Below are 23,930 nucleotides of genomic sequence, written 5' to 3'. Positions count from 1 at the left end.
ACACAAGGTCCGTTGGAATGCACCTGGAAATTATCAATGCTTAATACCGGACCGCGATCTCCGATTGGTATTAAGCATTAGCGCCCGAGCTTTTGAACTTTTTGTCTTTCGGGAGGTCATTGTATGCCAGTTAGAGCATCCGTAATGGCATCCACAAATTCAGGCACATCATCAGGGACGCGAGCTGTGACCATGTTTCCGTCAATCACTGCGGGCCAGGAAGGGTCATAGTTAGCACCCATTGTTTTGAGATCATCCGAACATGCAGCGTAAGCAGCAACGTTCTTACCACGAACCAAATCTGCCGCAGCAAATACTAACGGTCCGTGACAGATTGCCGCTACAACCTTCCCTGCATGATAAGACCGTTTAACGAGATCAACAGGGTACTCGTCTTCGATGCAATGCCAGGGGCAAAACGCGCCAGGGATCATGATGGCATCGAACTCGGTAAGGGAAAGTTCTCGAAGTGGCCTGACAACATAGCTTTCATCCTTTAACTCTTGAAAAGGAACGGACATTCCGAAATTACCCATTACTACATCAAGACCTAGCATAGGGGGTCGAGATACTACCGGTGCGGGGAAGGTTCCGAGAATAACCTCTGCCCCGCGCCAGCTGAACTCCATAGCTGGAACACAAAGTTCGACGTCTTCAAAGTCCTGACCAGCGATAATCACAATTCTTTTACCTTTTAGGACGTCCTGGTTATAAAGTGGAAAATGGGGATCGAATGCTCGGCATAGCTCTCTAGTGAATTCAGCCGTAGCATCACTATCACGGGCTGTAATAAGATTTCCGTCACGAACCACTGGGACATCATGGTAGGTTCCTAGTTCTCCTAGAAACGTTTTGATTACCTTGTACCCTGTAACGTTCTGTCCATGCACTATCCCGGCACTCATCAAGACCATAGGTCCGCATTCAAGACCTGCAACGACAGCACCATTATCAAAAGCTTCCTTAACAAATTGAGTCACCGGCGTCTCAGTTCGTATTACGTCAGCAGAATGCCCACCCAATACCACGACGGCATCATACTCACGAGCTTTGGATGGCTGTAGTTCATCTCTCGAAGTGAACGTCTTATAGTTGTAGCGCTCCCCAGGGGCCATAGTCGGAACAGGATTCAAAGGAAGTCCGAAGGTCCCGCGGGTACCATCGTTCATATGTGGCCTAGACCATTTCCATGAAGCTTCAGGCCAAGAGATCACGAGGCATTCTGGTTCGCCACCAAATTCGCTGAGATACTCAAGTAGGTAATAAGCCTGGAAATCACTAAACTCACTTCCAGCTATCAGGGCAATCTTTTTCCCATTAAGGGGGCCACTCTTAGCTCTAGCGATGGAAGGGTTCATCATCGATTCCTCCAATAAAGTAGTCAGCCTTCTTCGGCGCTCGATCCCACTCTATCTTGTCCGCCAACGGGAGATTACAGAAAACAAAAACAGGTAACACTTAGGCGCTTAGTTAATGGGGCACCAATTAGCTTGCGAATTACCGCTCCTTGGCAGTACGTCGCCTTTCATTGCTGAGTTAATTTTTCGACCCCAGCCTCTGAAGCCCACCGCAAGTATTCTAAGTCCTGATGCGTCTGCGCAAGTAGATCTGTAAGGGTCAAGTCGCGCCAAGAGTGACCGCCCTGATATTCACTGTGAACTGAAAACCAGCCATTAAAGCCTGCCTGATTCAAACAACTAAACACCTCTGGCCAGGGCACTACCCCCCGGTTTAAAGGAACTAATTTGGTAACCCAACGAGACTTGCCTAACGTCTGATCCTCTATCTGTTCCCAAGCCATGTCCTTTACGGCGACCATTGTCGTGCGATGGGATAGTAGGTCAAGACCCATGCGCCAACCTTCGACGCCACCCTCTACGGCCATGTGGCCTGGATCCACGTAAGCACCCACGGCCGCAGGATCTCGGTCCCTAATTAATTCCCAAACGAAAGGGGCAAGTGCCGAGATAACGGTGTTAGAGTGGATGTGAACGTTAGCCCGGACCCCCGTAGTAGTTGCCAGAGCCTCGATACCATCCAGCTTCTTCGAAACTTCCTTGAGTGTTGCATGAATAGTACCAAATCCAGGGTATGGCCAATATCCTAGTTTTAACTCGTTTATACCTAGAGTGGCCGCCGTATCAAACACGTCAGTTGCGTACTGTTCATCAGCTGCGGTCACGTTGGTCGTAATTAAGGGTACCTCTAGACCCAGTTCTTTTAGTGAGTCGACCGCTAGTGGAAGCTCTGAGATTACTTTTTCTGGGTTGACATGACCACCCGGTCGGACGGTGAGGTCAACACCTTCGAATCCTAAATTCTTAATTTCTAATCCAGCATCGGCGACCGAGAGTGATCCCAAGTGCTTTGAAAACATCATCAACTTCACTGTTTCACGCTCCCCCTTAAAGATTACGCCATGGTTACTAGGTTTTCTTGTTTCACCTCGTATAGAAGGGATTCTCCTGCCAAATATCGTTGAATCTCAGCAATCATGTGGGCGCCCTGGCGACGCCGCGCCTCAACTGTATGGGCCGCCATATGAGGTGTCAAAAGAACATTTTCTTTAGAAAGATCTCGAAAGGGATTATCTCCAGGCAAGGGCTCGTTGTCGAATACGTCGAGAGCAGCATTGATGCGCCCTGATTGGAGTTCAGCAATTAATGCTAGTTCATCTACAAGCCAGGATCGAGCTGTGTTTACGAACAGCGCGCCATCCTCCAGTAGCGCGAGTTCTCGCTTCCCAATCATCTTGTGGGTTTCAGGTGTTATCGGCGCATGTAGAGATACTATTCGACACTCAGAAAACAATTGATCTAATCCGACTTTCTGCACACCGAGATCTAAAGCCTCAGTGTTTTCAAGGTACGGGTCAGCAATCCAAACCTCGGTACCGATACCGCGAAGCAACTTCGCTAAGGAACGCCCTGTGTAACTGGCGGCCACCAAGCCAACGCGTTGGCCCACCAATTCTCGCCTTACAGGTGGAGCACCTTTATCCCAGACCCCGTCCCGAATGTTGCGATCGTGAAGATGAGGTCGTTGGAGCATTGTGAGAATAAGTAATAATGCCCATTCGGCTACGGCACCTGCAATCGCTGGGGCGGCGTGAGTAATCTTAATGCCACGCTCGAACAAAACTGGCGGAAACATGTATTTGATGGACCCAGCAGTATGGGTGAGTAACTTCAGATCGGTTGCAGCTTTCACAACTTCGTCTGTGAATATCGGACTGCCCCAACCTGTCACCACGATGTCAAAACCACCAATATTGGCAGCTAATTCTTCGGCGGATGGACCAGACTCAGACTCGTGGAGAACTACCTCGCCAAGGGAACGAAGAAGGCGATCATCGTCAGGCCCGAATAGCTCCTGGTAAAGCTTAGGGCGCGGTAGAACCAAGATTCTTGACTGCGACTGGCTCATTATCAACCACCTAACTTAAGCACTTCGGCACTGGAAATAGAAGGGCACCAAAATGCCTCGATATATTCCACTACCAACCTAGTGCCTTCTTCATGACTGACGTAGGGAGGCATGGAGGGATTGTACAGGGAATCTGTTAGGTCGCGTATAAGTGCCACCTCGAATCCCCAGCGCACTAGCTGTTTGATGGCAAAGGAGCGGTTAAGGACACACATATTAGTGTGAACACCCATCACAATCACACGCTCGATACTACGAGGACGTAGAAAGGAAAAGATTTCGCGGCCGTCGTCAGATATACCGTCGCGTTCTTGATCTATCTTTATGCCTGCGTGCTGGCGATTCCAGGGACTTACCAGACGACCATCTGCGCTCCTCTTTCTCTCAGGATCATCTGTATCAGAACCATGATCAGAATCGTCTATGGGAAGAGGAGGGTCAGCGCGCTCTATATCAGGTGGCACTTCGATTGTCGGTGTATCAAGTACCCGCTGGCGGGCAGGCATACCCGCATAAAACGACATGGTATCGGATGGAGCATGGATGATCTGGACACCAGCTTCTCTGGCTACCTGTACCACCTCGTCCATTAAAGGAATTAGGTCGTCAAGCCTTTCGCGCGCACCCTGACTCCAGTGACTGTCCCAAACATCACATAAGAGGAGAGCCGTCTTGCTGGGCACAAGTTTCGCATCTTGAGTTTCGGCCTGCCAAATCCTACGTCCATCCTTATCCTTAACTAACACCCTTCGTCGCATAGACCAGCCCTCCGTCGCAAGTCACACACATATCCGTTCATGTGGACAATTCGGCCTGTTCGGTTGTTACTTGCTCAGTAAGTGCAGCCATGACGACCCCCCGTATGGTGCTGCAGCCCAAACTAATGAGCTACCCTGACTCTACTAAACAATAGTTGTCGCTTGGTAATTAGGTTTCAGTAAGCCGCCTGAAAGGAGAAGGTTATTTCCCCCCCAGGTGCCCACTCAACCCCGAGTGGCTTACTTCGAAATAATTTAGAAAAAAACACGACAGGTCGAACTTTTCAGACTCGTAGGAATATAAAGTCTGAGTTAGTCTTCCAATGATTTGGCTACGAAGATGCGAGAAGTGTGCGACTATTAGCGAATGGGACCTTACTCTGATAAAGATACTTCACCATCATTAGGGGATGGCTCTCGGCCCAACATCATCGTGATCCTGAATGACGACATGGGCTTCTCCGACCTTGGTTGTTACGGAGGCGAGATCAACACCCCAAACTTAGACCGTTTGGCTTCTGGCGGACTACGCTTTAGCCAGTTCTATAACACGGCCCGATGTTGTCCCTCACGGGCGTCTCTCCTGACGGGACTCCATCCTCATCAGGCTGATGTTGGACACATGACTGATGACGATGGCATAGATGGTTATTTAGGAGACTTAAATCCAAACACAGTAACGATCGCTGAGGCCTTGGGTGCCGGGGGGTACCGGACATACATGTCAGGAAAGTGGCACGTGACCCGTCACATTTCTCCAGACGGACCCAATCACAACTGGCCTTGTCAGCGAGGCTTCGACTCTTACTACGGTATTCTTACGGGAGCTTCAAGTTATTTCCACCCCAAAACGCTAACGCGAAACAATAAACGTATCGATACGCCACCTGGCGAGTACTTCCTCACTGATGCCATCAGTGAGGAAGCTGTTATCCAAGTAGAGCAACACGCCTTAGATTACTCCGGAAAACCGTTCTTTCAGTACGTTGCTTATACGGCGCCCCACTGGCCTTTGCATGCTCATCCAGAAGACATTGAAAACTACCGAGGTCGCTTTGATCGGGGTTGGGACAAGCTCCGGGAAGAGCGCATGGAACGACTTGTTAGCGAAGGAATTATTCAATCCGATTGGCAACTCTCTCCGCGCGATCAAAGTCAGACTTCTTGGGGAGATGCTGAGGATAAAGCCTGGCAGGTCAGAAGAATGGAGGTCTATGCGGCTCAGATCGAATGCATGGACCGCGGTATCGGCAGAATTATCGAGGGGCTAGAGGTAACTGGACAGTTGGAGAACACCCTAATTATGTTCCTTGCCGACAACGGTGGTTGCGCTGAAGAGTTACCAACTATGAGAACTACAGAAGCTGTAACCCCGGATGGAAGAGTTGTACAGATGGGTAATGACCGAAAGGTAATGCCGGGAAGTGAACTTACGTATCAAACTTATGGGGTGCCATGGGCCAACGTTAGCAACACCCCTTTCCGGGAGTATAAACACTGGGTCCACGAGGGAGGAATCGCTACGCCATTTATCGCTCATTGGCCTCAAGGCATTAGTGATTCTGGTAGTTTGCGCCACGAACCAGCTCAACTTCCCGACATTATGGCCACCTGTTTGGATATCGCAAAGGTCAATTACCCGGAAACGTTTCGGGGCCAAGTTATACAGCCGCACGAGGGTTACAGCCTGGCATCGGTCTTTACGGGTGGCGAATTTGAACGTGAAGTTCTAACTTGGGAGCACGAGGGTAACAGGGCAGTCCGAAAGGGACGATGGAAGCTAGTCACAAAATACCCGGGTGGTTGGGAGCTCTACGATATCGAGCGTGACCGCACGGAATTGAAAGATCTTTCTTCAGAACATCCTGAAGTGGTTAAGGAATTATCAGGCCTGTATCAACACTGGGCTGACCGGTGTGGAGTAAAACCGTGGGACGAAATCTTGGAACTCCGAAAGGAACAGGGTCGGGCTTAAAGGGATGAAACAGCCCAACGTCGTATTCATTACGGCTGACGACCACACGCCCTCTGCCCTGAATTGCTATGGACCCACTCTTGTTCCAACGCCCAACCTAGACCGAATAGCAGACGAGGGAATGCGTCTTGACAATTGCTTTTGCACCAATGCAATTTGCACCCCAGCTCGAGCGACCATGCTCACTGGTATGTACAGTCACACCAACGGAATCAAGACCCTTGATGACACCATCAACCACAGTCAACAGTGGACCCTCGCGAACTCCTTCCACCAAGCGTGCTATCAAACGGCCATGATAGGCAAGTGGCACCTTGGACATGGTGGGCAAAGCAATCCTATCGACTTTGATGAATGGAATGTTTTAGCTTCAAACTCAGGACAGGGAAAATATTTTGAGCCTACGACCTTGACCTCACGAGGAATGCAGCATCACTCAGGTTATGTAACGGATGTCCTGACTGATTTATCCCTAGATTGGCTCGAAAGACGTGATCCTAGTCAACCCTTTCTTTTGTGGTTGGGGCACAAGGCGCCTCACGATCCCTTCCAATATCACCCTCGTCATTCGGATATCCTGACCAACGTTGATGTTCCGGAGCCTTGCACCCTTCACGATAATCTTGCTGGACGACCAGCCGCAGCCCTATCTACACAACGTGTTGAGAGAATGCTTGGCTTTGATAAACAACACCTACCAGAATCAATTCCTGATGGTCTTAACGAAGAACAACGCTATTCCTGGTTGTACCAGACCTTCATTAAGAGCTATCTCCGGTGTGTAGCTGCCATTGACGAAAACGTCGGACGCCTGCTTGGCTACCTTGATGAACACAACCTCAGCGACAACACTATCGTCATTTACACGTCGGATCACGGTTTCTTCCTTGGTGAGCACGGTTTTTATGATAAAAGGTACATGTACGAACCTTCGATCCGCATTCCCTTCCTCATTCGTTACCCCCGTGAAATCCCAGCAGGTACATCCTCTAGAAAAATGGCACTGAACGTTGACTTCGCACCGACGCTGCTCGATCTCGCCCATCTCGAGATCCCAAACGAAGTTCAGGGCCAATCACTTCGATCAATCGTCAGTGGAGACAACCCACTTACCTGGCGTAAGTCAATGTACTACCGGTATTGGATGCACGGCGCTCACTTCAACGTGCCAGCTCATTACGGTATACGTACAGAAAACCACAAACTCATTTACTACTATGGAGATCCACTCAACGCTACCGGAGCTACTGGTGACCATACCAATCCAACGTGGGAGTTATTTGATCTCAAACGCGACCCTGAGGAACTGCAAAACCTTTATTCAGACCCCACCTATGCCCATCTCAGAGAACAACTACGCACAGAATTAAGGCATTTGCAAGTCGAGCTTGGTGATGAACCTTACCCACAGCAGACCCCCTAAAAGTAGTAATTTAATTTTGACTCGTTAACCAACAACCTGAGACTTGAGGAATGGATAAGTTAAATTCGGGGACAGGATACTGTTACATCACTTTGAAAATCGCATAATGTCCTTTGATACTCGCCCATTAACACCACATTAGATCTTCTGGGAGGCGAGTCTAAGATGTATGATTTCTAATTCACGCAAGGGGACTTACCATGGCCATCGTCCAGCTAACCGACGTTAACAAAATCTATCCTCTGGGAAAGACTGAGGTCCATGCACTCAAGGATATTACCTTTAACATCGAGAAAGGTGACTTCGCTTCCATCTCCGGACCTTCGGGGTCCGGCAAGTCAACTATCCTTAATCTTATTGGTTGCATAGACACCGCTACGTCAGGCAACGTCTTTATTGACAACGTAGAGACTTCCACACTTAAAGACAAACAGATTACCAAGCTTCGTCACGACGTACTCGGTTTTATTTTTCAGAGCTTCAACTTAATTCCGGTCTTAAATGTGTTTGAAAACGTCGAGTTTCCACTACTTCTTGGAAAACGTACTTCTACTAAAGAAGAACGAGCTAGTTGGGTGAACCACCTTATTGATGAGGTTGGACTTAGTGATTGGCGAACCCACAAATCCAACGAACTGTCTGGCGGCCAGCGTCAACGGGTAGCCATAGCTCGAGCTCTGGCTACAAAGCCGAGCATCGTTATGGCAGATGAACCAACCGCAAATCTGGACACTGAAACGAGCGAGGGAATAATTGAACTCATGAAGAAGATGAATAGGGAACTAGATACCACCTTCATCTTCAGTACTCATGACCCAGACATCGTGAAGATCGCGGATCACGTGATCCGACTACGAGACGGTGAGATAGTTGAAGATTACAAATCTTCTACTGATAACCATAAAGCGACAGAACCAGTCGCTCAAACTGACCCAACACAACCATGATTCTCCTAAAGATTGCTTTTCGTAACCTTCGAGAACACAAAATAAAGACTCTCATAATCGGTACTCTTATAGCTATTGGAATAGCTTTCTTGGTTCTGGGTAACTCGGTAATGGGAACCATTACCCAGGGCATGGAGTCCAGCTTCAAGCATAACTTTACTGGCGATCTGATCCTCCGCACCACGAATGAGGAAGATATTGCTTTCATAGGGGGTTTCGGCGGGGTGCCTAAACCCCTAGAGGACTACAAAAATCTCGTTACCTATCTGCAAACTATGGAGGGGATAACAAAGTTCACACCGATCCTTTCAAGTGCTGCAGGAATAAGTAAAGATGACAGGTCACTCTCCTTTGCGTTGCTTTGGGGAATTGAACCAAGTAGTTACTTCGAGATGTTTCCAGACCGGTTTATCCTCACTGCAGGTAGTTTTCTCAAAGATGGGCAAGAGGGCGTACTTTTATCACAAACTATTATTGACGACGTCCTTGAAGAAAATGGGGTTGAACTAGTGGTGGGTGATACAATCCTGCTTTCCGGACGCAACAATGTAACAGGAACTAAGATCCGCGAAGTCACAATTGAAGGTATCGGCTATTACGAGAACGCTGCTGGTTTACTTGACCGGATTTCATTCGTCGATGCTAATACCTTACGGACATTAACTGGCCTTACAGCTATTCGAAATAGTGCTGAGCTTGACTCCTCAACAACAATTGAACCTATATCTGAAAACTCGTTGTTTGGTGGTGGCTCCGACACATTGTTTAGCGAATCTTTATCTGCTGAATCCAGTTCTGACGATAGCGGCACACTCGACTTTGATAACATCCTTGGTGACACCTCAGTCCGCGAAAAATTTCTCGCCGTTGACAATAACGCCTGGCATTTTTTGCTACTTGATGTTGCCGACGGAGTTTCGCTGGTCTCGCTCCGAGAACAACTAGCCGATCGCTTAAATAACACGATAGTTATAGAAAACTGGCGTTGGGCTGCCGGGTTTATCGCTAATATTGCCTTCGGCATCAGAACTATTCTCAACGTCATCATCATTGTAATTTCTGTCGTCGCGATCATTATCATTATGAATACCCTTGTAATTTCCGTTACTGAAAGGATCGCTGAGATCGGTACGGTCCGAGCAATTGGCGGTCAGAAATCATTTGTGCGTGGCATGATAACGATAGAAGTTCTTATGATTACCGTGGTTTTTGGTGTGGTCGGAATGGGATTGGGAACAGCCATAGTAGCAGTCTTCAATGCCGTAGGAATACAGACTAGCAGTCTGTTCCTAAAAATCCTTTTTGGTGGCGACACCCTAAACCCAGTACTTTCAATTACGTCGCTGTTCACATCGTTGGGTGTTGTAGCTGTCATAGGAGTTATCGCTAGCCTCTATCCTGCCTCAGTCGCGCTTGGTATCGCGCCTGTCCAGGCAATGCAGAGAAAGTAGGGGGGTCCGCCATGCAAATCATGCTTATTGCCTTTCGGAACGTAGTACGACAACTCAAACGCTCTCTGTTGCTCGGTGGGGCTGTAGCATTTGGGTTTTTCATCTTTACGCTCATTAATGGCTTTACCGGCGGCCTAATCAACACTGTTGAGGTTAACGTTGCTGATGCCGCGGGTGGGCATATTTACGTTGAAGGCAGCGAGGTGAGTGATCTAGGAAGTGAAATTACAGTAATCCGTGATACCACCGTAGTTGAAGAAGCTGTTGCGGTTCTTGGGAACAAAGTTGAAACACTAAGCTATCGATCTCAAGCTAATGGCACATTAATTTTCGGTGGTAATGAAGAGACCGAATGGCTTGTCGGTGTTGACATAACCCAGGAAGAAAGTTTGTTGGATAGTCTCGCTTTTGTTGAAGGTGCTCCCAGTGATTTTCTGGCAATTGAGACGGGTCTTCTACTTCCGCAGGAAACAGTAACCAAATTAGGTCTTGAGGTTGGTGAAAGTGTCATCGTTAAGGCAACTACTGTCAATGGTCAAATTAACGTTGGCGATTTCATAGTTACCGGAGCTATCCAAGGTAATGAGGACTTTGGTTTCTCTTATGGATACGCCCGCATCGAGGGCCTAAACAACCTTCTGGACATGGCCCCCGACCAATACCAGACGCTTAGTCTCTATCTAAATGATTTAACAGAAATAGATTCCTTAACAGAAACTCTTTTCAATGAAATTGGGAAAACAGCGCCTACCGTAGCACGTGGTCAACAAGAAAGGGGACCTGATTTTGCGGAATGGTTTGAAATAGGAGGCCTCACGACAATTGATGAGGAAGAGCGTTGGGGGGGTACTAAGTTCGAAATCACTAACGTTAATGAAGCGCTCGAAGGTCTAAACGATCTCGTACGCACCATGAATACCATCGCCCTGGTAATTTTTCTAGTGATCATTGTGATAATTATGGTCGGTGTCATAAACTCCTATCGGATGGGGATGATCGAGCGTACTTCGGAAATAGGAACTATGCGTGCAATGGGAGTCCATCGTGCTGGAATCCGGAACATCTTTATCTGGGAAGCTTTCTTCATCGCCTTCAGCGGCGCGATTGTTGGTTTGGTATTTGCGCTGCTTGCCATGGTCGGTATTAGCCTCGTAAATTTTGGCCCAAACGACTTTAGCTTCTTTTTAAGACAAGGTAGTATTAATTTCTCCATCACTCCCTCTAGTACAGTGTTTAACCTTTTACTTATCTGCTTTATGAGCGTAGCTTCGGTACTAATTCCTGCTACTGCTGCAGCTCGACTCAAACCTGCGGAGGCTCTCCGTGCGACCCACTGAACATAGGCAAAGCAGGCAATGCTTTATTACTCACATGACCAGGCTTCAACTAATTAATCGTGTTAGGCCATTAAAGAAGGAGACTCCGTTGTTACCTAAGATCCGTCTCAATTTTGCCTTCACCGCCATAATTATCACGGGGCTTTTGGTTTTAATTCCCCTTGTTTATGCACAGACACCAGATTTCGAAGAACTACTGGTAGAAATCGATAATCGTAGTAATTTCACTGGCGATTTCTCAGCAACGTTCACTCTTGAATCCAAGGATCCTGACGAGGGTACTGAGACCAATCAGGTGCGGTTCTTCCGGCGTGACGATGAAGACAAATTTCTACTTTTAATCCTAAAACCGGAGACTCAACTTGGACAGGGTTACCTAAACATCGAGGATGGTCTTTGGTTCTACGATCCAGAGAGCCGCCAATTTACTTACACCTCCCTAAGTGAGAGTTTCGAAGGTAGTGACGCTAATAACGACGACTTTGGTGCCTCAAATTTAGCCCCCGATTACGACGTAGCCCTAGCGACTGAAGATACCCTCGGCAACTTTGACGTTTGGATCCTAGAGCTCGAAGCTATTAACGATGAAGTAACCTACCCATTCCTCACGATTTGGGTTACCAGGGAACAGGGTTTAGTGCTGAAAAGCGAGGAATATAGCTTAACCAAACGGTTATTAAGAACTTCGTTTTACCCGAGCTACGCAAAGGTTGGTGAGAGCTTTATTGCAGACCGAATGATCTTTGTTGATGCTCTGCTAGAAGGCAAAATGACTGAGGTGAACATTACCGAAATCACCACCGCCGAAATCCCCAACAACGTTTTCACCAAAGCGTACGTTGAACGTGTCAATAGGTAACAGGACCGTGATCAAGATTGCTTCCGTCGCTTTCATGTGTCTATTTGGGGCGACGGCGCTCGGACAGGTCACATTTGGTGATGATCTCTTTAGCGATTCCGGGCTCGTAACTGAAGTTGATGAAAATGAGGATGCCACTCCTTTTGATGACATTCTGAAAAGCGAAACTATCTCTATTGGGGGACGCTTTTCCGTTTCTAGCACCATTAATCTTGACCTTGATGCGGGTGATGAAAGAGTTGTTAGTAGCGGCCTTGCAAATCTAAGCACCCGGCTGTTTCTAGACGCTAGACCAACCAGTGATTTCCGAGCTTTCCTTAAATTCGATGGTAACTACAATACGGAAACAGGACTCAGTGTGAGCTTACGAGAAATGTTTGCAGACATAACTGTTTTTGACACCATTTTCTTAAGGGCAGGCAAACAAGCTATTAACTGGGGAGTTGGCCTCTTTTTTAGTCCGGCTAACCTCATCAATATTGAGAGGATTGACCCTGAGAACACGGATGAGGAGCTTGCTGGCCCAGTCTCTCTTAAAGGTCAGTTACCCATCGGCACTAGTAACCTAACTAGTTATCTCCTCATGGAGGACCTTGAGGACGGAAGGAATTTTACTGCTGCCGCACGTTATGAATTCTTGTTCCGCCGGTCAGAGATCACCACCGGTCTGATCTACCAGATTGACGGACCCTGGGCGGTGATGACGACAATCACCGGAGCCGTCAAAGATATCACAGTATTCGCTGAGGCAGTTGCACAGGGAAATATTGACCGAATATTTGTAATTGAGGATGACGCCGGTGGATACCTAACCTCCACGTCAGACGGTTTGTTTGCCTCTGGAACAGTAGGTGGTCGTTTTTCGTACAACACCGATAACGATCGCTTCAATATCAATGCTGCGGCCCAGTACCTATTTAATGGCCTCGGTTATGACAACCCACGATTATTTTCAGAAGATCCTAGTGCATTATCGTTTCTCCTTGGCCAGGTTGCTTTAGGGAATATGAACCCAAGTGATCTTTTGGATCGTGGTCATCACAATGCTGCTCTCAGTCTCAGTTCCCGGGACATAGGCGGTACTGATGTAACCCCGTCGTTTTTTTGGTTATCTAACTTGAGTGATGGCTCAGGCCTGATAACGGCTGGATTGGCATACTCTGGAATCGAATTCATCACGGTTAATCTTGACTATCGAAACTTTTACGGCCCGACAGGTGCCGAGTACAGCGTTATTGGTCCAAGCAACTCTCTAGGCCTCAGCATTAAAATCAGTCAATCATTTTGATAGATTGGACCTAGACATTTTAGAACAACGTTTCGTAGGTGAAGGACAAAAAACCAACCCTTGGGCTTGAATCTTGGACTGCTAGGACAGTCTGTTCAGTACCATGGAAATTACTCAATGTCTTCTACGCTCGTTAAGCCATGAATTTTTGAGGCCAGAGTTAACTCTCACCAACTTCCAGAATCACAAACGTCAACCTATTCGTGGCGCTCTTACATTCTACCGGGCGCATACCTGCACACCCAGTGGTATCGTTTAAGGCAAAGAAAAACCTTGCCCTACATTCCAGGAGGTACCTAGCTCATGGAAACTATGAAGATCGCAGCCATTCACGGGAAACAGCAAGCCAGGCTCGTTGACGTACCAATCCCGGAACCTAAAGAGGATTGGGTGTTGGTTAAGATCCAAGCGATTCCCATGTGCACTGAATATAAAAACTGGCTTTCTGGTCGCCAGATTCAAGGCATGGGCCACGAAGCGGCTGGTGAAATAGTTGCTGTTGGACAACCAGGTGTCGTTCAAGTTGGTGACAGGGTAGTGGTCCAACCAAAGCTATCTTGTGGTCGTTGCAATCTCTGTATTGCTGGAGATTATGTTTACTGTGAAAACGATTACAACTACCAGGCGGTCACTGGCAATGAGGATGGTAATGGCACCATGGCTCAATACATTCTCAAACCTGCTCGTCTGCTCTCTCAAATCCCCCAGGACGTCTCCTTCGATCATGCTTCTCTGGCTCTTTGTGCCCTAGGTCCAACCTTCGGAGCGATGACGTCTATTGGCCTTGATACTTTTGATACGTTGCTTGTCACTGGCCTCGGACCAGTTGGCTTAGGGGGAGTGCTGAACGCTTCATTTCGTGGTGCTCGAGTTATAGCGGTTGACCTAGTTCCGTGGCGACGGGATAAAGCAATAGAACTTGGTGCCGAGCTTGTCCTAGATGGGACCTCAGGTACCCTGCTTGATGACATCCTTGATTGGTCGGAAGGCGGGGTTGATGCTGCAATCGATTGCTCTGGTAATAATGTAGCTCAGCGACTCTGTTTAGAGGCTGTGCGGAGACGGGGAAAGGTTGCTTATGTAGGTCAAACGCCCACTCCGATAGAGGTGCACCCGAGTCGTGATCTACTTCAGAATGGTCTTACCGTTATGGGTTCATGGCACTACAATCTAAATTTGTATCCCGAACTCATGCAAGTTATAAGACGTTCAAAGCGTCTTGATGCACTTGTCAGCCACACATTCCCTCTTAATGAGATCCAAAGGGCATTCGAGACCATAGCCACCCAAGAGACAGGCAAAGTGATCTTACATCCTTGGGAATGACCTTGCTACACCTAATTTGCTGGGAATAAATTCAGGCGGGTGGTAAACTCCACAGCCATGCGCGATAACCTCGTCAGTTCTAGTGCAGTCGATCTGGCTAGCTTGATACGTCGCCGTAAGGTATCAGTTGAGGAAGTTATGTTAGCCCACCTTGATTTGATCGAAAAGGTGAATCCGGTAGTGAATGCTATCGTGACACTGCTTCCTGATCAAGCTCTTAAGGAAGCCCGAGAGGCTGATAGGATTTTGGCTCAGAGAAGAAATCCTGGACCATTGTTTGGACTCCCGATTGCTCACAAGGATCTAGTTGAAACTAAGGGTATCCGAACGACGAAAGGGTCGCCAATCTTTCGTGATTGGATCCCGAATCGTGACGAACTCATTGTCGAAAGGATGAAGAAAGCCGGTGGAATCTCTATCGGTAAAACCAACACACCGGAGTTCGGAGCAGGTTCGCAAACTTTCAACAAGGTATTTGGAGCGACTCTCAATCCTTATGATTTGACCAAGACTTGTGGTGGCAGTAGCGGGGGCGCAGCGGTAGCCTTAGCCTGTGGCATGCTTCCGCTTGCAGATGGTAGCGATACCGGTGGTAGCCTCCGTAACCCTGCAAGTTTTTGTAACGTTGTTGGTTTTCGTACCTCGCCTGGTAGAGTTCCTGTGTGGCCTAACAAATTTCCGTGGTCGACTCTTTCTGTTCAGGGACCGATGGCCCGAAACGTTGCCGATGTTGCCCTACTTCTTAGCGTCCTGTCTGGCCCGGATGATAGATCACCTATTGCAATAAGGGAGGGTGGAGAGGTTTTTGCCCAGCCTCTCGATAAAGATTTTTCGGGTGTCAGGGTAGCCTGGAGCCCTAACTTAGGCAATTTACCTGTTGATTGTCGTGTTACTGCAGTACTGGAAGCCCAACGAACTGTGTTCGAAGAGTTAGGGTGCGTCGTGGAGGAAGTCGATTTCGACTTCTCGGATGCCGATGAGATCTTCAAAGTCCAGAGGGCGTGGATTTTTCATCATTCTTACGGTGACCTCGTAAAACAACATCGCGACCAAATCAAGGAAACGATTATCTGGAACGTTGAGGAAGGGGCAAAAATAACAGGCTCTCAAGTTGCTGATTCTCTAGAAAAGCAAGCTGAGTTATATCACCGGCTCCGTAAGTTTATGAAGCCTTACTCTTTCTTGCTTCTACCTGTAGCTCAGGTCCCACCATTCAATGTGACTGAACAATACGTGAGGGAAATAAATGGTGTTCCGATGCAAACATACATCGATTGGATGAAATCGTGTTACTACGTGTCTGTTACGGGTAATCCTGCAATTTCGGTGCCTGCCGGTTTCACGCCTCAAGGCCTGCCGATTGGCCTACAAATCGTCGGTCGTCACCAGGATGATCTGGGAGTACTTCAAATTGCTCATGCTTTTGAACAAGCTAAGGGCCAGCGTAACTGGCCGAAATTGAGTAAAGAAACTAATCCTTAATTACCAGTTAGATCGCCTTAATCATAATCTCAATAGATTACAATTCAGTGCATTCCTTTAGTAGCACCCCCATCTACCGCGATAGCAGCACCGTGAACATGACGAGCTTCAGGGGAACATAAGAAGGCAACGAGATTCGCAACGTCCTCAGTCATACCGAGCCGGCGAATCCCGGCTCGATCCGTCGCTGCCTGCATCTCCTCCGCTACTGTGGTCCCGTTCAACTTTGCTTGGGAATCAATCCGTTTCGTCAATCGTTTGGTTACAGTAAGACCAGGATGGACAGCGTTTACGTTAACGTTATCCTCGATTCCCAACTCTGCTAATGCCTTACTAAAGTTAGTCAGGGCCGCGTTAACGGAGCCAGGGATCATGGCTTGGGAGGTTGGCGTCCGGGCATATCCACCGATAATATTGATTACAACCCCGTGACTGTCTTTAAGCATGGGCCACAATAATCTCGTGACTCGCACAGCTCCAAAAAATTTAAGGGCGAACCCGTCTTGCCAAACATCGTCACTAAGTTCGAGAAAATTTCCCACCTGGGTAGCACCTGCACTGTTTACTAATATGTCGACCTTATGAAAATTCGTCTTTACTGCCTCTAGAACACAACAACTACCTTCAGAAGTACGGAGGTCTGTCGGGCAAATTTCGACACGCTGACCAGTCTGTCTTGAGATTTCCTCAGCAGCATCCTGAAGTTGGCTGGTGGTCCTGGCAACTAGCATACAATCAGCCCCTTCTGTGGCTAGCCGGGACGCTATCTCACGACCAATGCCACGACCTCCACCAGTTACTATTGCCAACTTGTTCTGCAAAGGACCCGCCATATTGATACCTCCCTGAATTTATTTGTCAGCCCACCGTATTAACGAATTGTATTAAATCAGTAAACATCAGGGAGCTTATTATCAAAACCTCACTATAATCCTTCGACTCAATTCAGATTCAGTGTATATCCTATGGCGGAAGGTATAGGATCAAGGGAACGTTTTGGGACTACAAGTCAATTAGGCTACTGTTCTTATGAAGAGTGTCGTTAGACTTACTGAGCAAGGAGGGACATGAAGGCAGTTCATATCACCGCACCGGGAGTGTCAACCATCATTGAGACTCCTATACCAGATCTGAAACCAGGGAAAGCGTTAATACGAACGAGAATGTTGTCACTTTGTGGGAGCGATCTGCGTCACCTTCATAATCTTCCTGCTGAGAAATACCCAATCGCACCTGGGGCAACTGGTCACGAGATGATAGGTATCGTTGAGGCGGTAGCTAATCCTAATGCACCCATCAAAGTAGGTGACGTTGCTCTTACTCTCGCACCAGACCATTACGCGATGGCTGAGTACTACTCCGCACCATACGAACACGTGCTGGTACTCCCCAAAAACCGAACCCCAGAGGAATTTCTACAGGCCCAACAACTTGGCACCGTTATCTACGCATGCAGAGCATTACCAAACTTACTAGGCAAAAACGTAGTAGTAATTGGCCAAGGGTCAGCGGGCCTATGGTTCAACTTCATGACTCGCCGACTCGGAGCCAACCGAGTTATAGCTATTGACCTTGAACCAAATCGTCTCGAACTAAGCCGCCAGTACGGAGCTACTCACACGATATTAGGGCCAACTACCGAACCTGCAGAAATAATTCGTGAAATCACAGGTGGCTCGATAGCGGATGTAGTTATTGAGGCCGCCGGAGAGGATGAAACTGTTAATCTGGGTATCGACCTGCTCAGGGATTACGGATTCCTTTTGTTCTTCGGTGTACCCCGTTCGGAAACACTTAGCTTTCGGTACAGCAACTTCTTCATGAAGTGCCTTACAGCTAAGGCAATCGTACATGCCTCCAGAGAACAAGACCAGCGCTCAACAAAAATCGCCCTCTCTTACATCGAAAATGGAATCGTCGATGTAAAACCTATCCTCACTCACCGGTTCCCTTTTAACCGCGTTAGTGAAGCCTATAACCTAGCTCATACACGTGAGGATGGCGCCGTAAAGATCATAGTTGACATGCCAGCATAATTCGCAACGGTCAACCAGAGTCCGATATGACTGCTGTCTGAAACGCGAAACTTGCGTTCATCATGCACGTAAAAACAACTAGTTATTAATGTTTTAAAAATCGATATGCTTAACGAGGCAAGTAAACTAATTATGATGTTAATTGACTCATAACTTCACGACCCCTTTTAGGTAGCCTTTTTCGCCGGCTAAGATCTTGGACATCAAGGCAGGGTAATCCGATACGGGAACAACATGAGTCACCAACTGACTAAGATCAAAAACACCCTTTTGAAGCAACCGGATGGCAGCGGGGAACGGATCACGGATCTGGCTCGCTGGTGCACTGTTAATTACTGTAAATCCACCCAAGTGCCACCGGCTAGGATCAAAGCTTGCGCGTTCTCCCTTTATCCACCCGAAGAGATTGATAACTCCACCTCTTCGCACGATATCGGTTGCTAGATCGAGGCCTTGCTGGCTACCAGTAGTATCGATCACCACATCAACACCGCGATCTTTTAACTCGCCGGCCAAACTTGAAGAGTCATGTTCAGTTAGGTCAAATACCTCTGTAGCGCCAAGGGCCCGGGCCTGATCAACTCGAGTTGAATCCACGTCTAAAGCAACAACCTGTTCAGCAGATGTATGTTGGAGACCCTGGAGAAAAAGCTGACCCATGAAACCACAACCAATGAGAACAAGGCGGTCGCCAGGTTTAATATGACAATGATCAATCCCAGTAACTACGCACGAGACAGGCTCAACTAACCAGTGCTCATCAAGGATTTTGGATTCAGGAATTTTGTGGACTCTAGAAGCCGCAGCGTTTCGGAGTTTAGCGAAACCTCCGAAGGCAACTCGGTCCCCTTCAAGGAAACCAGTTACGCCAGGACCGATCTTAGACACATAACCGACGCCTTCATGACCCGCTGGTGCCGGAAAGGCAAAATCATCACCGAGTTTACATGTAGCAATATCCCAGGAACAGATTCCACAGACAGCAGCTGTAACCTGGAGCTCGCCTTCACCTGGATCAGCAACTTCAATATCCACAAGCCGAATTAGCCCATTTTCATAGCTCAGGCTAGGAACAGTAGTAGTCATGGATAGCCTCCCTTAATTAGTTTCGGTCTTTCCCATAAATGTCCATTTGAACCTTTTTGGGAAATCCAAAATATCTTTGGCTTTGGTCCAACAACCTTGCAAGAGACTACCAGTACCGTTGAGTCTTACTCAAGAACTTTTCCCCAACACGTGAGCTGCTCGCAGGAATACTGGAAACTAAGCTGCTAACTCCCTGTCAGCATGGGTGCAACTTAACTCATCCAGATACAACGTGAGAGCACCGTGTATCAACAAACAGTTACACTCTTAACGGACTTATGGATAGCTCTAAACCAAAGTTTGCTTTCGTTGCACTCATCGGTTCAATGATGATGCTAGCTGCACTTTCGACCGACATGGTCCTCCCAGCTTTTCCTAGCATCGCAAATCGTTTCGGAATCAGTATATCTGAGGTGCAGCTGATTCTCATTGCATTCATGTTTGGTCATGCCCTTCCACATTTAGTCATAGGTTCAGTTGCTGACCGTTTCGGTCGTCGGCCGGTTTTGATAGGTGGCTTGGTCATCTTTGGTCTAGGTGGTGCAATTTGCTTAGCGGCTCCGAACTTTAGTTGGGTACTAATTGGTCGCTTTGTTCAGGGTTTAGGATCTGCCACGGGCCCTATCCTAGCTCGAGCTATATTACGAGACCTGTTTCAAGGAGCTAAACTTGGGCAATACCTTTCATTCAGTATGGTGGTGTTCACTGTTGGGCCACTACTAGCTCCTGGGATCGGCACTTTACTGCTTACCCAAGTAAGCTGGCGGGCAATCTTTGTGCTTTTAGCATTAGTTGCTGTCGCTCTAACGTTGTGGGTGTTTTACGCTTTACCCGAAACCCTTGTTAAACCGAACTTGCGAGCACTAGATTTGAGGGTAACTCTTCAGAACGGGTGGCGTGTTTTACGAAACCCACAATCCAGCGTAATGGTTCTCATAATATCTCTTTTTCATGGCAGCCTTATCGCGTATTTGGTTTCTTCACCAGGAATTTATATGAATTATTTCGAGGTCAACGAGGTCCAGTTTTCACTAATCTTTGCTTCCATAGCCAGTTTGCTTCTTCCCGGAAATATTATTAATGCCTTACTTCTCAAAAAGTATTCTCCCGTTCGTATTTTAGGTTATGCCCTTGCCTTGAACTTTGTTGTTGGGGTAGTAATGTTTTTGCAGACTTCATTTGGTTGGGCTACGGTGTTTACGCTAACGATCAATCTTGCAAGCTTTTTCTTCTGTTTTGCCTTAGTTCTTACTAACGCCACGACTCTGGCCATAGATCCTCACAAAACCCGTGCCGGTGTTGCCTCAGGTCTTCTCGGATTTGTACAGATGATTGGCGGGACGCTTTTAGGATCGCTCGTTGGTAAATATGTTGCCATTGGACCTACTCCTCTGGGTTTAGGGATGGTGCTGATAGCCACGACGATATTAATTATTTTCCTAATCTCACAAAGATTAGCTCCAAGTTTTTGTCCCACAAACACCTCGTAAATATTGACTATCACAATCACCTAGCCTCATACTCTCGATTGTCGTGATAGTCTGCTCGGGTCGTGTTTGATTTTCACGAACTAGAACAGAGTAATAATCACCCCGTAATGAGTTTTGAATTAGGTAACCGCCCCAATCAAATTTAGGCTTAATGCCAGTTAGAGATATTAAAATTTCTGCCAAATTACCGCTTAACCAAAAACGTATTCTGAGCACCTGGTGGCCCCTTGCTGCGAGCTGGTTACTCATAACAGTCGAAGGTCCTCTACTAGCAGCTTTCATAGCCCGCACTGCTAATCCTGAGATTAATCTAGCGGCATGGGGGATCGCATTCCCTATAGTTTTACTTTTAGGTTCACCGGCGCTAGCTCTCTTGCCAACCTCTACATCTTTTAGTAAAGACGTACACTCTTTTCGGAAGCTCCTTAATTTCTCCTTAGTGCTGGTAGCAATCTTAACGAGCCTTCATGCTGCGATCGCTTTTACTCCTCTTTACGGGATTCTCGTTAAAGGGCTTCTTGGGATACCTGATGAGTTATTTGAACCCGCCCGCACTGGCCTTCGTATTCTTCTTCCATTCATTGCAGCAGTTGGCGTAAGACGGTTGATTCACGGTGTTCTTATCCGCTTTGGGTTCTCGCGATCTGTCACTATAAGCTCGGGGATCCGCTTGGGGATAGAAGCAGTAGTTCTGGTTATTTTCTTCCAGTTCTTTCCTGACGTTGAGGGTATCATCCTGGCGAGTGCGACTTTCACAGCAGGTGTCTTCGGCGAAGCAATCTATGCCGTCCTAAGAGTGAAACCTATCCTCCGCAATCAACTCAGTAATGCCCCTCCACCTGAAAGCCCATTAACAATAGCTCCTATACTAGATTTCTTCACTCCGCTCGTACTGACCATTCTTATTGGGGTAACGGTTCAACCTATGGTAGCTGCAGCTTTGAGTCGCATGCCTGACCCTGTCTCATCACTAGCGATATGGCCCATCATCATAGGTATGCTTACCGTCTTCACAAGTGCAGCCCATGCCTATGTAGAGGTTGTCGTAGTTCTTCTAGATGAACCTCGTTCCCTTCGTGTCTTTCACCGCTTCACAATGAAATTAGGATTGGCTCTAATTGTTTTTCTCTTTCTTTTCAATGTAACTCCCATCTCACTTTATTGGTTCCGAGATGTTCTTGCCCTTCCGGAATATCTTGTTGTTGAGGCACGTCGAAGCCTGTGGATAATGTCATTGATGCCGGGACTTGCGGTGTTTGACTCGTTATCATCTGGAACTTTAATGAATGGACGGCGAACACGCGGAATTACCTTGGCAATTCTACTTTCGCTGATATGTGCCTTCTTACTGATAATCGGTGGAATCGCGATAGGCTCCTGGTCTGGTATTACTGTTTGCTTATTAGCTTTAGCTATCGGTGGTTTTCTGAGGAGCGGGATGCTTTGGTACGCGGGAAGATCAGTTAGGCAAGAAATCTTACGTCGAGACGCAAACGTCACCCAAAATTAGTATCTAAAGCGACGGACTGAAACGCCAAGAATCGTGGTGTTTCAGTGGTATGACAGAATCTTCAAATATCAATCAGGGCAAATTCGTTGAACCCATAAGATAGTTGTCGACTGCTTTAGCTGCTCCCCGTCCTTCATTAATGGCCCAAACAACTAAAGATTGTCCTCTGCGGCAATCTCCAGCAGCAAAAACCCCATCGATACTCGTAGCATACGTACCGTAATCGGCTTTAAAATTACTACGAGCATCAGTTTCCATGCCTAACTTTTCAACAATTGTTTCCTCGGGACCGAGGAAACCCATGGCAAGGAGCACTAGGTCAGCTTTGAATTCCTTTTCGCTGCCGGGAACCTCACTCATCTGGAAACGTCCCGAATCATCTTTGTTCCACTCAACTTGGACGGTTCGTATACCCTTCACGTTTCCTTTTCCATCAGCTATGAACTCTTTACTCAAAATGCAGTACTCTCTCGGGTCGTTACCAAATTTTGCTTCCACTTCAGCATGACCGTAGTCGACTCTGAAGATCCTCGGCCATTCTGGCCAGGGGTTGTCGGAACCACGGTTATCTGGTGGTTTGGGTAGAAGTTCAAAATTCACCAGACTAGAACAACCATGCCGCATTGAAGTGCCGATACAGTCTGTCCCTGTATCACCACCACCAATGACGATCACATTCTTATTCCGGGCGCTAATGAAGTTACCATCTTGCAGATTAGAATTAAGCAAACTATTTGTATTAAGGGTCAGGAATTCAACAGCGAAATGAACGCCAGAAAGATCCCGTCCTGGTATGGGCAGGTCCCGGGGTGAGGTAGCTCCACAACAAAGAGCAATGGCGTCATTAGTGTCACGTAGTTCCTGAATATCGACGTTAACACCGACATGTGCGTCGGTAACAAACTCTATTCCCTCGTCACGGAGGAGATTCACTCGGCGGTCAACTGTACTCTTGTCTAGCTTCATGTTAGGAATGCCGTACATGAGGAGACCACCGATTCGGTTCGCCCTCTCATAGACTGTCACTATATGTCCGGCCTTGTTCAGTTGAGCAGCACAGGCAAGTCCAGCTGGTCCCGAGCCTATAACTGCAACTTTTTTTCCTGATCTTTCCGCAGGTGGTTCAGCAGTTATCCAACCCTCAGCAAAACCACGATCAACGATTGCGTTCTCAATGTTCTTAATGGTGACAGGAGGGTCAGTAATGCCCAGGACGCAGGAGCCTTCGCAGGGGGCGGGGCATACTCTTCCCGTAAATTCAGGAAAATTATTAGTTTTGTGGAGCCGCTCAAGCGCCTCCCGCCAACGGCCTTGGTAAACCAGGTGATTCCATTCTGGAATGAGATTGTCAACTGGGCAACCAGTATCCGATTGACAAAAAGGAACGCCACAATCCATGCACCGAGCTCCTTGGGTTTTTAAGTGTGACTCGGGAACGTTAGCTAGGAACTCGTCATAATTTTTGAGGCGTTCCATCGGATCCGTGTAAGGCACAGGCTGGCGAGCGAATTCTTTAAATCCTGTTACTTTTCCCAT

19 protein-coding genes are annotated in these 23,930 nt (G+C 47.6%); 12 read left to right on the top strand and 7 right to left on the bottom strand.

What is annotated here, in order from left to right; all coding sequences use genetic code 11:
* Window positions 1-116 precede the first annotated feature (116 nt).
* The 4 genes from CMO31_09075 to CMO31_09060 all read right to left on the bottom strand — a co-directional run bounded on the left by CMO31_09075 (window position 117) and on the right by CMO31_09060 (window position 4,184).
* Window positions 117-1,361, bottom strand: a complete 1,245-nt coding sequence (locus CMO31_09075) for a hypothetical protein (GenBank protein MAZ54144.1) — start codon at window positions 1,359-1,361, stop codon at window positions 117-119.
* A 164-nt stretch (window positions 1,362-1,525) separates the two neighbouring features.
* Window positions 1,526-2,380 (bottom strand): sugar phosphate isomerase, encoded by an 855-nt coding sequence (locus CMO31_09070; protein ID MAZ54143.1) that lies wholly within the window; start codon window positions 2,378-2,380, stop codon window positions 1,526-1,528.
* 32 nt (window positions 2,381-2,412) lie between these two features.
* A complete protein-coding gene (locus CMO31_09065) occupies window positions 2,413-3,426 on the bottom strand; it encodes a hypothetical protein (protein ID MAZ54142.1) in 1,014 nt (337 codons plus the stop codon).
* Window positions 3,427-3,428: 2 nt separating this feature from the next.
* Window positions 3,429-4,184 carry an isochorismatase gene (locus tag CMO31_09060; protein ID MAZ54141.1) on the bottom strand — a complete coding sequence of 252 codons (756 nt, stop codon included), beginning with the start codon at window positions 4,182-4,184 and terminating at the stop codon, window positions 3,429-3,431.
* Window positions 4,185-4,551: 367 nt separating this feature from the next.
* Between CMO31_09060 and CMO31_09055 the strand changes: the two genes are divergently transcribed.
* The 9 genes from CMO31_09055 to CMO31_09015 all read left to right on the top strand — a co-directional run bounded on the left by CMO31_09055 (window position 4,552) and on the right by CMO31_09015 (window position 16,272).
* Entirely contained in the window at window positions 4,552-6,159 is a 1,608-nt protein-coding gene (locus CMO31_09055) for an arylsulfatase (protein ID MAZ54140.1), read from the top strand.
* Between the two features lie 4 nt (window positions 6,160-6,163).
* Window positions 6,164-7,582: a sulfatase gene (locus tag CMO31_09050; GenBank protein ID MAZ54139.1), complete on the top strand. Its 1,419-nt coding sequence runs from the start codon at window positions 6,164-6,166 to the stop codon at window positions 7,580-7,582.
* A gap of 200 nt (window positions 7,583-7,782) precedes the next feature.
* Window positions 7,783-8,529 carry an ABC transporter gene (locus tag CMO31_09045; GenBank protein MAZ54138.1) on the top strand — a complete coding sequence of 249 codons (747 nt, stop codon included), beginning with the start codon at window positions 7,783-7,785 and terminating at the stop codon, window positions 8,527-8,529.
* On the top strand, window positions 8,526-9,980 hold the full coding sequence (locus CMO31_09040) for a hypothetical protein (GenBank protein MAZ54137.1): 1,455 nt from the start codon (window positions 8,526-8,528) through the stop codon (window positions 9,978-9,980). The genes CMO31_09045 and CMO31_09040 overlap by 4 nt, the downstream gene beginning before the upstream one ends.
* Window positions 9,981-9,991: 11 nt before the next feature.
* Window positions 9,992-11,317 carry a hypothetical protein gene (locus CMO31_09035; GenBank protein ID MAZ54136.1) on the top strand — a complete coding sequence of 442 codons (1,326 nt, stop codon included), beginning with the start codon at window positions 9,992-9,994 and terminating at the stop codon, window positions 11,315-11,317.
* Window positions 11,304-12,176, top strand: a complete 873-nt coding sequence (locus tag CMO31_09030; protein MAZ54135.1) for an outer membrane lipoprotein-sorting protein — start codon at window positions 11,304-11,306, stop codon at window positions 12,174-12,176. The genes CMO31_09035 and CMO31_09030 overlap by 14 nt, the downstream gene beginning before the upstream one ends.
* Window positions 12,177-12,183: 7 nt before the next feature.
* Window positions 12,184-13,464, top strand: a complete 1,281-nt coding sequence (locus CMO31_09025; GenBank protein ID MAZ54134.1) for a hypothetical protein — start codon at window positions 12,184-12,186, stop codon at window positions 13,462-13,464.
* Window positions 13,465-13,767: 303 nt separating this feature from the next.
* On the top strand, window positions 13,768-14,790 hold the full coding sequence (locus CMO31_09020; GenBank protein ID MAZ54133.1) for a hypothetical protein: 1,023 nt from the start codon (window positions 13,768-13,770) through the stop codon (window positions 14,788-14,790).
* A gap of 57 nt (window positions 14,791-14,847) precedes the next feature.
* Window positions 14,848-16,272: an amidase gene (locus CMO31_09015; GenBank protein MAZ54132.1), complete on the top strand. Its 1,425-nt coding sequence runs from the start codon at window positions 14,848-14,850 to the stop codon at window positions 16,270-16,272.
* 44 nt (window positions 16,273-16,316) lie between these two features.
* Here the strand turns inward: CMO31_09015 and CMO31_09010 are convergent, their stop codons facing one another.
* Window positions 16,317-17,105 (bottom strand): short-chain dehydrogenase, encoded by a 789-nt coding sequence (locus CMO31_09010; GenBank protein ID MAZ54131.1) that lies wholly within the window; start codon window positions 17,103-17,105, stop codon window positions 16,317-16,319.
* 234 nt (window positions 17,106-17,339) lie between these two features.
* Between CMO31_09010 and CMO31_09005 the strand changes: the two genes are divergently transcribed.
* On the top strand, window positions 17,340-18,308 hold the full coding sequence (locus CMO31_09005; GenBank protein ID MAZ54130.1) for a hypothetical protein: 969 nt from the start codon (window positions 17,340-17,342) through the stop codon (window positions 18,306-18,308).
* Window positions 18,309-18,455: 147 nt separating this feature from the next.
* Here the strand turns inward: CMO31_09005 and CMO31_09000 are convergent, their stop codons facing one another.
* On the bottom strand, window positions 18,456-19,394 hold the full coding sequence (locus CMO31_09000; protein MAZ54129.1) for a hypothetical protein: 939 nt from the start codon (window positions 19,392-19,394) through the stop codon (window positions 18,456-18,458).
* 278 nt (window positions 19,395-19,672) lie between these two features.
* Here CMO31_09000 and CMO31_08995 point away from each other — a divergent pair, with 278 nt between their 5' ends.
* Both CMO31_08995 and CMO31_08990 read left to right on the top strand, forming a co-directional pair.
* Window positions 19,673-20,884: a hypothetical protein gene (locus CMO31_08995; protein MAZ54128.1), complete on the top strand. Its 1,212-nt coding sequence runs from the start codon at window positions 19,673-19,675 to the stop codon at window positions 20,882-20,884.
* A gap of 151 nt (window positions 20,885-21,035) precedes the next feature.
* Window positions 21,036-22,394, top strand: coding sequence for a hypothetical protein (locus tag CMO31_08990; protein MAZ54127.1), 1,359 nt, complete (start codon window positions 21,036-21,038; stop codon window positions 22,392-22,394).
* Between the two features lie 72 nt (window positions 22,395-22,466).
* On the opposite strand, the gene gltD is transcribed toward CMO31_08990, so the two are convergent.
* Window positions 22,467-23,930: a glutamate synthase gene (gene gltD / locus CMO31_08985; GenBank protein MAZ54126.1), complete on the bottom strand. Its 1,464-nt coding sequence runs from the start codon at window positions 23,928-23,930 to the stop codon at window positions 22,467-22,469.

The organism is Trueperaceae bacterium (assembly GCA_002707365.1).
Lineage (GTDB): Bacteria > Deinococcota > Deinococci > Deinococcales > Trueperaceae > UBA6957.
This window is presented reverse-complemented; position numbering and strand designations above follow the sequence as displayed.